At 37.3% G+C, this 12,393-nt stretch carries 12 protein-coding genes and 1 pseudogene; 5 read left to right on the top strand and 8 right to left on the bottom strand.

Translation table 11 applies throughout. The features are described from left to right. Positions 1–620: 620 nt before the first annotated feature. Complete coding sequence (locus ACH0BF_RS22920) at positions 621–1,598, bottom strand: S8 family peptidase (protein WP_340856548.1); 978 nt, start codon at positions 1,596–1,598, stop codon at positions 621–623. Positions 1,599–1,853: 255 nt separating this feature from the next. On the opposite strand from ACH0BF_RS22920, the gene ACH0BF_RS22915 reads away from it, so the two are divergent. Next, complete coding sequence (locus ACH0BF_RS22915; protein WP_340856549.1) at positions 1,854–1,988, top strand: hypothetical protein; 135 nt, start codon at positions 1,854–1,856, stop codon at positions 1,986–1,988. Positions 1,989–2,307: 319 nt separating this feature from the next. Here the strand turns inward: ACH0BF_RS22915 and ACH0BF_RS22910 are convergent, their stop codons facing one another. Further along, positions 2,308–2,430: a hypothetical protein gene (locus ACH0BF_RS22910; RefSeq protein WP_340856551.1), complete on the bottom strand. Its 123-nt coding sequence runs from the start codon at positions 2,428–2,430 to the stop codon at positions 2,308–2,310. 371 nt (positions 2,431–2,801) lie between these two features. Here ACH0BF_RS22910 and ACH0BF_RS22905 point away from each other — a divergent pair, with 371 nt between their 5' ends. After that, positions 2,802–4,862 carry a methyl-accepting chemotaxis protein gene (locus ACH0BF_RS22905; RefSeq protein ID WP_406910363.1) on the top strand — a complete coding sequence of 687 codons (2,061 nt, stop codon included), beginning with the start codon at positions 2,802–2,804 and terminating at the stop codon, positions 4,860–4,862. A 175-nt stretch (positions 4,863–5,037) separates the two neighbouring features. Here ACH0BF_RS22905 and ACH0BF_RS22900 read toward each other — a convergent pair. After that, positions 5,038–5,177: pseudogene (locus ACH0BF_RS22900) on the bottom strand (transposase); the annotation flags it as partial. An 840-nt stretch (positions 5,178–6,017) separates the two neighbouring features. Between ACH0BF_RS22900 and ACH0BF_RS22895 the strand changes: the two are divergent. Beyond that, the gene (locus ACH0BF_RS22895) at positions 6,018–6,230 is read left to right on the top strand and encodes a hypothetical protein (RefSeq protein ID WP_142927253.1); all 213 of its coding nucleotides are present in this window, start codon (positions 6,018–6,020) and stop codon (positions 6,228–6,230) included. A gap of 28 nt (positions 6,231–6,258) precedes the next feature. Beyond that, complete coding sequence (locus ACH0BF_RS22890) at positions 6,259–6,828, top strand: DUF6036 family nucleotidyltransferase (RefSeq protein WP_120038372.1); 570 nt, start codon at positions 6,259–6,261, stop codon at positions 6,826–6,828. 851 nt (positions 6,829–7,679) lie between these two features. Here the strand turns inward: ACH0BF_RS22890 and ACH0BF_RS22885 are convergent. From ACH0BF_RS22885 to ACH0BF_RS22875, 3 genes are all read right to left on the bottom strand, one after another. Further along, entirely contained in the window at positions 7,680–7,964 is a 285-nt protein-coding gene (locus ACH0BF_RS22885) for a hypothetical protein (RefSeq protein WP_406910362.1), read from the bottom strand. A gap of 443 nt (positions 7,965–8,407) precedes the next feature. Beyond that, a complete protein-coding gene (locus tag ACH0BF_RS22880) occupies positions 8,408–8,575 on the bottom strand; it encodes a hypothetical protein (RefSeq protein ID WP_340856559.1) in 168 nt (55 codons plus the stop codon). A 96-nt stretch (positions 8,576–8,671) separates the two neighbouring features. After that, complete coding sequence (locus ACH0BF_RS22875; protein ID WP_176713647.1) at positions 8,672–8,818, bottom strand: hypothetical protein; 147 nt, start codon at positions 8,816–8,818, stop codon at positions 8,672–8,674. Between the two features lie 1,473 nt (positions 8,819–10,291). On the opposite strand from ACH0BF_RS22875, the gene ACH0BF_RS22870 reads away from it, so the two are divergent. After that, complete coding sequence (locus tag ACH0BF_RS22870) at positions 10,292–11,785, top strand: amino acid permease (protein WP_120038366.1); 1,494 nt, start codon at positions 10,292–10,294, stop codon at positions 11,783–11,785. A gap of 54 nt (positions 11,786–11,839) precedes the next feature. Here ACH0BF_RS22870 and ACH0BF_RS22865 read toward each other — a convergent pair whose 3' ends face one another. Together ACH0BF_RS22865 and ACH0BF_RS22860 are read right to left on the bottom strand one after the other, a co-directional pair. Continuing rightward, on the bottom strand, positions 11,840–12,007 hold the full coding sequence (locus ACH0BF_RS22865) for a hypothetical protein (protein WP_406910361.1): 168 nt from the start codon (positions 12,005–12,007) through the stop codon (positions 11,840–11,842). A gap of 140 nt (positions 12,008–12,147) precedes the next feature. Beyond that, the coding region (locus ACH0BF_RS22860; RefSeq protein ID WP_406910360.1) for a hypothetical protein at positions 12,148–12,393 on the bottom strand (246 nt) is incomplete at its 5' end.

The following is a 12,393-nucleotide window of genomic DNA, read 5'->3' as shown; positions in this document are numbered from 1 at the left end:
CCCTTTCTTATTTCGTTTTATAATCACCAACATAACAACGCATTTAAAGAAGTAGAGGAAAATTAGATAATTTACAGATTTGTTACTTATGATGCAGTTTTGTTACAAACAAAAGAACTTTATTCGGATTCGACATTTTTTATTGGTCTCCTTGCTGGATTTCAGGTATGATATAATCATAAAGTAGCATATAATAAAAAACCGCCGGTGCTGGAACACCAAGCGGTCCATACAATAGACGGTTCCCTGCTAGGGTGATCGCTATAAACTATTCACAACAAACTTAACTCACCCTTTATGCTGGCATGCTCAAGGGTGGGTTATTTTTTATGGTCAAATGACAGCATTCCTATGATTAAGCCTGCAAAAGTACATGCAAACATCAACGCTTCAAAGACCGTCACGAGCACTCCCCTCCTTTCTTCTGAGGACGTGCTAACCACCCTTGAGAATCCTTATTCTATTGTGTTTTATATTATATCATGTGCTAAGACAATCTGGGTTTATATTCCATAAAAAATGCTCGGTCTTAATCCCGGTCTGTTATTTGTTCTCTTTAACTTAAGGGTTTATTCAAAGGAAACCATCTGCCAACGTACTCCCCATTAAATGGAGTTGCTTTAGCTGGTAATGCCTTGATTATTTAAGAACATGGTTTTAACTTCTTGATCAAATACTTTTGCCAAATGGTCAAGGACTGTTAAATAGATCAGCCCATTTCCTTCAAGCTTTGGAGAGTTACCCAGTGGAACGGTTCTTTTAATTAATTGAGCATAGAGCTCAGGTTCTGAGAGCTTCCGTTCAAAGCTGTTGTTCGCCAGAGTTTTTATGAGAGCAAGAGCTCCCGAAACATGAGGTGCAGCCATGGAAGTCCCGCTTAAAGTGGCATACTTTCCATTTAAATACGTAGAAAGAATTTCTTCACCCGGGGCAACTAAATCGATCTCATTATGTGAATTGGTAAAAGGGGAAGAGCGCCGCTCAAGATTAACCGCCCCTACACTAATCACTTCATTATAACAGCCTGGAAAGGCGAATTCATCAGTTGAGTCATCGCCGTCACCCTCATTCCCTGCTGCGCAAACCACGAGGACATTGTTGGCAACAGCCCTTTTGATCGCTTCATAAAGTTCAGGAGTATCACTGGGACCTCCTAGTGACATGGAAATAATATCCGCTTTTTGTTCTATAGCATAATTGATGCCCTTGATAATCCAATCATATTGTCCAGAGCCATTTTTATTCAATACTTTTACAATGAGTAAACTTGCTTCAGGAGCGACTCCAACCACGCCACTGTCATTTTTCCGGGCGGCAATCGTTCCGGCAACATGAGTTCCATGCCCATTATAATCCTCGAATATATCAGGGTTGCTTCCGTCGTCATCCGTAAAGTTTCGCCCACCTATAATCCGTTCCTGTAAATCGGGATGTGAAGTATCGCAGCCTGTATCCAAGACAGCCACCGTCATGCCTTTGCCCTTTGTTTCGCTCCAAATTTGAGGAGCTTGTATTAATTCCACGCCTTTTGGGACTTCTTTTACCTCTTCTGCCTGTTCAACCACCTGGTATGGAATTACCCGAACATAATGCTTCATTTTTTTCCCTCCTTAAGAGATTAAATTGAAGCTAATTCTAGGTGTTAATAACATTTTAACAATTTTTTGTATTTTCTAATAGTTTCATTTGTAGGATCATTTAATAGGTTCTCAGTATAAAAGTGATCCCAAAGTTCGATTTTAGCTACTTGAAATCCGTTTTTCTTATTTGCTCTTTTGGAGGAAAGCATCGGAAGTATTGAAGAGAATGAGTTTGATTTCGCCCTTAATTTTGATAGTAAAAGTGGGTTTTTCATGAGAAAGTATATTCTTTCTTTTATGGAGAAGAACGAAGGATCTATTAGTTTGACTTCTTCCATTTTAAGATTAGTCGGCCCTTATTCCAACCCGGTGTACTTAGCCGTGTCCCTCTTGGCCGATTGTAGCTAACGCTGCCCTCTTCCTGTGTATTGTATATTATTGGTGTAAATCTACCTCTTGATGGTGGATGTATAGCTTAAAATGATGAACATGCCTGTTTCATAGCAGCAGACGTTCTCTCTTATGACCTGAGACAACTAAGGGTTCTATAGATTATGTAATCCCAGATAACTCCTCCACTGCCTGCCTGTTCCTTAATATTTGCTAGTCTCATTATTTATATATCGCTTTCCCTTAATCAATTCAACATTAAATTCGAAGTCTGGATTTAGCTGAATTACTTTTTTGTTTTTATGGATTAAGTTCAGCGCACAATTGATCGTAATTTTCATAAGCCACGTCTCGAAATACTTTGGTTTTTCAATGTACCGATTTTCTTAAATAACTGATAGGCTGCCTCTTGAGCAATATCTAGTGCATCCTTTTTATTTTTTACATAGACATAAGCCATCCGGTAAATATCATCTTCGTACTGCTGAAAAGCATTAAGTAGGCTTTGTCATTCCCTTTTACGCTTTCTTTACTAAACGTTCAAACTTCATCGCGATTCCTCCTTTCGTTTTGTCTTTACATTAATTAGACAAACGAGAAGATGATTTGGCTTAAATTTTTTTATGAATATGATGTAGTGCGTTTTGATTCGAGTATACGAGACAATTCTCGGTGACTGTTAAATTTATTTTGAATTTTTCGTCTTTCAAACCGCGGATAGATAGAGCTTAACAATTCATTTGATTACCCGATATACAAATAGCAATAAAGTCTGATTAATCATTAAAAAGCTTCCTCGATAGTAGGAGGAAAGTAAGGTGGTAAAGAGAAATGAAGAGAGATCAAAAGAGACTTCACCGAAGGAGTACAAGCATCTCAACCAAGCTGTCGCTTGTGCTGCTTGTTGCCATTGTCATCGTTTTTTCGATAACAGGGGCGATGAATTATTCCTATACGAAATCGCTGCTTGTAGGCAACATAGAAGAAAACCTATCCACAAAAAGCAATGCTCTTGCGGATCAAGTGGACAGCATGTTTGCAGAAAAACAGGCGATGGCCAGACAAATTGCAGCCAATCAAGAGATAACTGATTACTTAAAAACGGCTCATTCACGGAATGAGGCCAGAACAGATCCTCATTATGAAAGTGTCATGCAATCACTTAACAAAATAGTTAAAACGGATGATTCTATTGCTATGGTTTGGGTTGCCAGCAATCAAGGAAACTTTTTGATTGGCAACGATAATTTATTGCAGGATGAGAGCTTTGATATAAAAAGCCGTCCATGGTATGAACCCGCTTTAGCAGAAGACGATGTCTATTTTACCGAACCATATATGGATCAAGTGTTTGGTAAAGTAATTTTAAGTGTGATGACCCAAATTAAAGATGGTGATCAAACGCTTGGATTTGTCGCAATGGATCTGTTTTTAGACGATTTGCCACAGCTTATGCAATCATACAAACTTGGTAAGAACGGTTATTCATTTTTAATTTCTAGTGACGGAACTATTTTATATCATCCAGATGATAAATTAATCCTTGACCAAAATCTTCCAGATCTGTCAGGAGATATCGGCAACATCGGCAAAAAAATGACTGTCGGTGAAAAAGGGCTTGAACTGGCAAAAGTGAATGACCAAACGGAATATATTGGCTATTCTCCGGTTCCAGCAACAGGTTGGTCAGTAGGAACATCACTTCCGCAAAAAGAAGCTTTGGCTGGTCTTAATAATTATATAAAAAACATCATTTTATTTTTTGGTATAGGCGGCCTGCTTCTTATTGTGATTGTGTACTTGCTTTCCAAGTACATGTTAAAATCAATCCCGCATATGACGAAGGTGATCAAACAGCTGGCTACTGGTAATTTGACACCAAGGCTGCGGCCGAGATCACAGGATGAACTTGGACAAGTGGCAACAGATATAAATACTATGATTGATTCATTCACAGAGACGATTAACCAGGTGAACGATTCTGTAGAACAATTGGCCGCCTCGTCGCAACAGTTAACCGCTATTTCTGATGAATCAGCAAAGTTCTCTAATGAAGTAGCCACGTCGACTCAAGAGATTGTTCGCGGCACCGAGCAGCAGATGGAAGGAGCCGAGCAGACATCTTCTTCGATGGAAGAAATGGCGAGCGGCGTACAAAAGGTGGCTGAATCGGCGACCAATGTTTCTGAACAAACGTCCACTTCAGCTAAAGAGGCAGTAGAAGGATACAATAACATTCAGCGCGCTATCGATCAAATGGAGCGGATTAAAAGCTCGGTCGGTGTTGTTTCCAGGGAAATCAAAAAACTAGAGGAACACTCAAAAGCAATCAATGAAATGGTATCCGGCATAACAAACATAGCTGAACAAACACAACTACTATCATTGAATGCGTCTATTGAGGCAGCAAGAGCTGGTGAACATGGCAAAGGATTTGCGGTTGTGGCAACGGAAGTTAAACAGCTTTCAGAAGAGTCACAGGAATTTTCATCACGTATTGCCGGGATTATCCGGGAAGTTCAAACTGTTACCATGAGTGCATCCAAATTGATGAACCAGGGAGTGTTGGACGTTGATAAAGGTTCTGCTATTCTTGACACGGCAGGAAGTGCATTTAAACAAATGACTAATTCCTTCCACTCCATCGCTGACCAGGTATCAGAGGTATCCGCTGCAACCGAAGAGATTTCTGCGGGTACAGAGGAAGTAACAGCAGCGATGAGTGATATATCAGAAGTAACCCAAGGTTCCTTTGAACACACAAAAGGAATCGCATCGGCTGCAGAAAAACAATTAACGTTTATGGACGAAATTTCCTCTTCAGCCAAAACATTAAGTGAAATGGCTGAAGAATTAAAAACCGCCTTAACAACGTTCAAAACAAACAAATAAATAAATAAATGATTCGCTAAAGCAAAAGTGCGCAGAGAATAATATCTCTACATATTTCGGTTTGTCGACAAAAGGGGTTCGGAGTGGTCTCATTCCGAACCCTTTTTGATTTTTTATTGGTTTTACAGCCGTTTGAGAGAAGGATAGACCTCTCTGATTCTATTATTTAGACCATTTAGGGACCTTGCCAGGTCCAATTGGCCATTTCTTGAGATTCATGGCAGCAAAATTATGCATCGCCTGCATCGACAATTTTTTAAGTCCCCTTAACGTTGTCCAACGCATGCCATGCTTTTCTTTTGCATGTGAGAAAACACACTGGAATAAATTTAAAAATCGAAAAGTTAATTATGAACAATTTAGTGATAAAACTAAGCAATCATTAAATTTCATCTCTGAATATGCTTTAGGTAATGCTAACACCAACATAATTTTCTCTTTTAATATATTAATAACTAAGTAAATTCCATTGACTTCTAAACTATTTACTCCTGTAAATTTTAGTCCCTAATGAAAAAGTTGTATTAAGTTCCCCTTGGAGCCGATGAGCAAGTTTATAAAAGTCCTTTCCCTTTTCCGATGAGAGATTCCTTTACACACAGCTGTTCACTATGGTAGCATCGCAACCATAATTATATCTATCAGAAGCTCCCATTTTTCCCCATTAATATAGTTTCATTCGTCTCGTGCAGCTATATGATTTTCGAGACAACTATTTTGTTTTGAATCCTCTCCTCCCCTGAGTTGAACTATTGAAGTGCTTGATCGGAATTGGAAATTCATCTGTCCCTGAGAATCAAGGCAATAGTTCCTAATGCGAGAGTCAAGCAAAACGAACAGGTAAAGCCCGTAAAGAGTTACGGTTATTTTTTTCTTACTCTAAAACTAAAATCAAGGTAATACTAAAAAAGCTGAATCCCCTCCATCTATATTTACAAAAAGAAAGAAAGGGTAAAAGACTTATATAAGATAAATTGAAGATTACCTGTTTAGATAGTTGCTTAGAATCCCCTCGTTAAACAGGATCAGGATCGTAATGAATGACAGTGTTATTGTATAAAAGGAGGATATTTTCAAATTACTCATTACTAGGATCGTATGGTATGATAAATAAAGAGAATGCATATACTGTCTATAAAAAAGGGCGTATATGCATTGAAAAAATGGAAAAAAAACAAGGGTGATGCCAATATGATTACTGCAAATTTAAAGGATATCGAACAACAAGTCATTAGCAATTCTTTAAAGTTTCAGAAACAAATCGAGGCTTTTGAAAAGCGCATTGATAATAGTGGCTGGAATAAGGGCCGGCTTCGTCCAAAACATCCTACAGAGGCGAGAATATTGAGTAGATTTAAACAAAAGTAAACCTGTACTTTTGATGGAGGGTTAGTAGTTGAATATCAGACAAGCTCAAATAGAGATCAATAAGCTGAAAAGTGCCGGAAAGTATGAGGCCATGCTTAAAACTGCAGCTATATTAACTAAGCTTCTTGCTGAAAGAAATGTAAAACCCATTATTGTTGGAGGTCTTTCAGTTACGATCTATACTCAAAATGATTACACCACTAGGGATATTGATATGGTATCAGAAGGGTACGAAACGATAGCAAATATTCTTGGACAGCTGGATTTCAAAAAAGACGGTAGGCATTTTTATAATGATAATATAGAGATTGCTATAGAAATACCGGGCAGTTATTTAGAGGGTGATTACTCTAAGGTTAAAAAGATTTTCATTGATGATGAAAATTATGTTTACCTTATTTCCATTGAAGACATTATTTTGGATAGACTTCGGGCAGCCGTTCATTGGAAGTCTCTCGAAGATCGTGAATGGGGCTTTAAGTTGTTAGCAAGCAACTTCGATTCTTTAGACAAACAATATCTTTTCGAACACTGTCAAACACAGAAAGAAGTAAATGAGTTAGATGATTGGTTCACATTTATTGCTGAACAATCTTAATATATCCATTGAAAGGAAGAAAAACAGTCTGTAATCCCTGTTTTCTTCTTTTTCATTTCGGTATTATCTTCCATTTCAAGCATAAGAGTGTCATCATCCCTACGGAAAAAAGGGTTATGATGGCGGAAATCCAGACTAATGTACCTACTTTATGCTTCACGTACTTCCCCCCATGCAACTAATTGCAAAAACGACACCGCCTTCACTTTTAGAGCACTTGAAATTAAAAGCCGCTCAGAGTTTTTAAATATATTCAACGCCGTAATTAATGATTATAGGAAACTTTTCTATTGTTGAGTGTATATAAAACGACTTAGTGAATAATCTCATGTTGAGGAAATTGTTTGTGCGAACTTTTTTGTTTACTCAAGTAAGTGCGAGCCAACCCAATCCATCCGTATACAAACAAAAGGATACCTAATAAATAGAAAGGGCTTGTTAACGTTATAATTCCTTTATTTAATATAAGAATAAAAAAAGTAGAACCGCTTACAAGATAAAAACCCAGTAACGTTAATTTAATTAAGAACTTGCTGTAAAACTTCACGAACCAAACCTCCTATAAAATGAAATAATAATTGATGATTTTTAAATTCATGATTATAGAACTTAGCTTTTATACGTTCCATAATTGAACAGGTTTCATTATAGTATAGGATTCGATTAACTTTTTTATAAGTGAATTTCTTGAATGGCCCACCATAGTTTATAACATCTCATAGTTAAAAATTCGTTAAATAAGAACTTGATGCGAAGTTAAACGAAGGAGAAAATCCTATTCATCTTTCAGTTAGGGTTAAAAAAGATTTTCACCTTGTGAGTATCTAAAACATTATGAAGCTTCATTAGGATTATTGTTTGTTCATGCCTGCACGATAATCGTCTATGATTGCTTGTATCTCCGGATCTGCCGAAACATTTGTGGCATCGTAGAGAAATCCATGGGAGTCAACCAACGTCATTTTTCCGTCAACGACTTCAAAAGTCGAATCCAGGCGGCCCAAATAATGTTCTTGTTCTCCATCAGTCTGAGTAATGGGCACCATCAATTCTCCGTTGAATTCGTATTCTGGCGTTTCGATTACCTTGTGTGTGTCTGCACCGATTACCGCCGAAACTCCGGAAATCTGAGCCAACTTATGGTCTTCTGGGTTTCCAGCATGCGAAAGGAGAACTCAATTAATTGTAAAACGAGAATGTAAATTTATGATTACCCTCTTATTAAAATCACCAAAAGATGGAGCGTCCCCCTTCTTCAATCCACTTATTCATTCACTAGTCTGTCCCTTTAATGGAGTATATATTGAAGTTTGATAGCATCGAAAAGACCACAAAAAGTAAAATTCTGTTCAAATGAATATAGGATTTTATTGCAAATCATCAATCTTTTATAAATTATCGGGCCCTGTTATAATGCAAATTAGGTAAATGGTTCTCGTTATCAGCAAAGATTAAAATAGACAAACTCTAACTTATTGGTAAATAAAATAAAGACATAGATTAAGTGAATCCATGCCTGAGCTATTTAACAGTCATTTAAATGTGTATTGTATATAGTTCATTGACTCATAATTCAACTTTAGAAGCTTTTTCGATAGGAGTGCTGACGGGTGATACTTACCAATTCATCAAACGTAATTTTGCCAGTTACAAAATCGACGGTTATATCGGCTGCTTTTTCGAAAATGTCTTTATACAGCGGCTCTCCAAACATCGTTTGAAATGGTCGGTGGATAGCACTGTCCAATAGCGTAGGCTCTTTGACCCCCTATCATTTCGCCGGGACTATATGTCTCGATCATATCCCGATTAATGCTAGCAGCAATGTCATGTGTTAAATAGTTCACCGGTCTACCAAGTCCCTGAACGTCTTGTCATACAACCGTTTGATGACATTAAGTGCTTCCGGATCAATTTCCTTAACAAACTGAACTTCCTCTTCCTTATTTGCACTATTTCCGTGTTTAATTTGATCCTTCTCTTCTTTCATGATTTACCACTCCTTATCGTTAATATAGCAGAAGAACGTTAGAGGTTCAATTTCCTCCTAGTGTTTGGTGTATAAGGTTAAGAAACATTTTATCGTAACGATTCGTAAATATTGTATTTTACACAACATTGAAATGTATCATCTCGATAGATTGACATCTGGATCAATCCCTTTAATCATAAGAGAGTTTTTTGATGGAACCATTTTTTATTTGAATGCACCGATTGAATGAGCCAATCGCAAGTAAACTATTCGTAAGAAGTATCTGACAAGCGTCACCTGACAAATCAATTCCATCATGGTGATTGGTAAAAATAACAGGGCCTCTAATCTTTTCCTCTTGCAACGGAGTAATCAAGCTTTTGCTGCTTTATCTGATAAAACATGAACAACTGATTCCGCTTCTTTTGATCCCCTGTCCAACTAATAATTCTTTTGCCATGTTCCTTTTCGTGCTCAAATGACATTAATATTAAATGCCCTTTTCCAAATAAGTATTCATATTTTGAAATAACTTCTGAGGTTTGAGTGAATGTTCGAGGATACACTTTTTTATATTTATAGCTATTTAAGTGTGTCGTTTCCTGATAAAATCAATAATTTCTCTTGTTTCCTTTTTTACAAATTCCCAGTCTGTTTCTCTATTTTTTACTGAAAAAGCATGAAAACAAATATCCATACACTAAAGTGAGAATATATGCAAGAAGCAAAAAACATTTGCTATGCATAGAAACTTTGCATTTTCAAATGTACCACTACATATTATTATAGTTTTTGTGTTGAAACTTGTTGGAAAATTTTAATAAGTGAAATGAATGAGTTGAAAGTAGCAGAGTATCATAACGCTATTCCTGTTTCTCGCTTCTGCTTATAAAATTTGTGCGTTGTTATAGGGAGTTCCTGGTCAACAGTAGGGCCATCGGAGTTGTCGGTATGAGAGATCAGTTTGAATATTCCTGCCTCCATGGTAGTAGATGCCATTATTTTTGAATCCGATTTCTTAGATGAAATGTCAACGTTTTCAGATAGGACTAGTTTGGCAGTCTGTATTACGTGGGCTAATTTAATTATAATTAAGCATATTTTTCACACTAGGATTCCTGTATTGGCTATCACCCTCATCCTTTATTTCTTTAGAAAAAGGATTCCCTTCTTCCTCTTCTGACTCCCGTATTATAGCGGTATTCAATTGAAACCGGAAATGACATGGTGATCGCGGCAGAATTGGTCATCCGATCTACAGCGTACATTGACAATTATGACCATAAGTTGGACGAAGTAATGGAACCAATAGGAATGCTGAAATCAATTATAGTCTAAATTCTTAAGTTAGCCCATATAAAAAATGATTGATTATGTGCTGTTGGCGGCTTCTCTATTCATTTAATTCATCCTATCCCTTTTTTGAACGTGAAATAGTTTGAAATTGTTTTAACTAAAATCAATATTATCCAAAGAAAGGATCGATATGGTATGGGAGCACAAGAAAACAATATCTCCAATCATTATCCTCCTGAACAACAAGGAGAACAAAATTTAAAAAAAGGCTTGAAAGCTAGGCACTTAACAATGATTTCGATTGGAGGAGCAATTGGAACAGGATTGTTCCTTAGCAGTGGAGCAGCGATTAGTACAGCTGGTCCAGGTGGTGCGTTGCTTGCTTATATTTTAGTTGGTGCTATGATCTACTTTGTGATGACAAGTTTAGGAGAACTAGCGGCCTTTATGCCGACAAGTGGTGCGTTTAGTACCTATGGCACAAGGTTTGTTGACCCGGCTTTCGGATTTGCAATCGGTTGGACATACTGGTTTAACTGGGCGATGACGATTGCTGCTGAGCTATCTGCTTCTACAATGATTATGAAATTTTGGTTTCCGGACAGCCCATCATTGCTATGGAGCGGATCATTTTTAGCTCTTATTTTTCTATTAAACTATTTATCTGTTAAAGGGTATGGAGAAGGAGAATACTGGCTTTCCTTAATTAAAGTAAGTGCGATTGTTATTTTTATTGTTGTCGGTGTACTGATGATTTTCGGGATTATGGGAGGAGAAACAATAGGGTTCAAAAACTTTACTGTCGAGGATGCACCTTTCTCAGGTGGTCTTTTAGGGGTTTTTATTGTCTTTATTGCAGCAGGGTTTTCATTCCAAGGTACGGAAATTGTTGGTGTAGCCGCTGGTGAAAGTGAAGACCCAGCAAAAAATGTACCAAAAGCAATCAAAAGTGTATTCTGGAGAATCCTTCTTTTCTACATATTTGCGATTTTTGTTATCGGACTTATTATTCCATATACAAATCCAAATTTACAAAATGAAAGCGTTATGGTCAGCCCGTTTACTATGGTATTTGAAAAAGCTGGACTTGCCTTTGCCGCTTCATTGATGAATGCCGTTATTTTAGCAGCAGTATTATCTGCAGGAAATTCAAGTCTATATGCATCAACACGTATGTTATACTCTATGGCTAAAGAAGGGCAAGCTCCACAAATTTTTGCCAAGCTGAACAACCGCGGTGTGCCTGTGGCGGGGATGATTTTAACATGTGCGGTCGGAATGCTTGCCTTTTTAGCTTCTTTCTTCGGGGATGGAATCGTCTATATTTGGTTAATGAATGCAATTGGGATTACAGGATTTATCTTCTGGCTTGGTATTTCGATCAGCCACTATCGTTTTCGTAAAGCTTATATTGCCCAAGGTTATTCATTGGATGATTTGCCATATCGAGCAAAATGGTATCCGATTGGACCGATTTTTGCGATTGCATGCGGGTTAATTGTGATTATCGCACAAAACTTCCAAGCTTTTATGGCGGATAAAATAGATTGGGGCAGTGTTGTGGCTGCTTACTTAGGTATCCCATTTTTCCTCTGCTTATGGTTTGGCTATAAATTCATTAAGAAAACAAAATTCGTTAAACTTGAAGAGGTTAAGATTGAATCTAATTATGAGAAAAAACATGATTAGTCTATTTTTCTGAACTATCAATCGAACCGACAACATCCTATGTTGTCGGTTTTTTCATTTTCTTAGTTTGAGAGATAGTCCTCTTTCTAAATATCCTTTCAATTTACTATACTTACTGGCATAGCCTTGGTACTTTTCACAAAAAGTATGATAGAAATATGGGATTTGATTGTTTATTCCCGCTTGATAGTCATATTTCTTATGCAGTAATGTCAACGTCACGTTTTTTCTCCTTCATTCTTTGTGGACGTACTCCCAATCCGGCAAAAAATATCCCTTTTTAATGTTTGACGGATTTGGAACATAGCGTTGTTCTCCTATCGAATTTTTTGATTTGTTTTTAGTCAAGGCGTTTAGAACAATTAGTTTACTATAATCAGTAACAGTCCTATGCTACACAGTGCTAATAGGCCAACCCCCACTAAAAGCCCCTGATTTATCAGCGCCAACATGGTAAGCACTATTAATATACTTGGCATAATATATTTTCGAGGATGATGCCAGAGATCGCTTTCCACGTGCCAATCTTTTAGGCTTAATGACAGGGTAGCTGCTCTAGTCCGCAGGATTATTTCCAATAATAGTAAGTGGACGTTTTTTGTCATTTT

This window comes from Pseudobacillus sp. 179-B 2D1 NHS (genome assembly GCF_045370945.1).
Lineage (GTDB): Bacteria > Bacillota > Bacilli > Bacillales > Domibacillaceae > Pseudobacillus.
The sequence above is the reverse complement of the archived record's forward strand: the minus strand, read 5'-3'. Positions and strand labels throughout refer to the sequence as shown.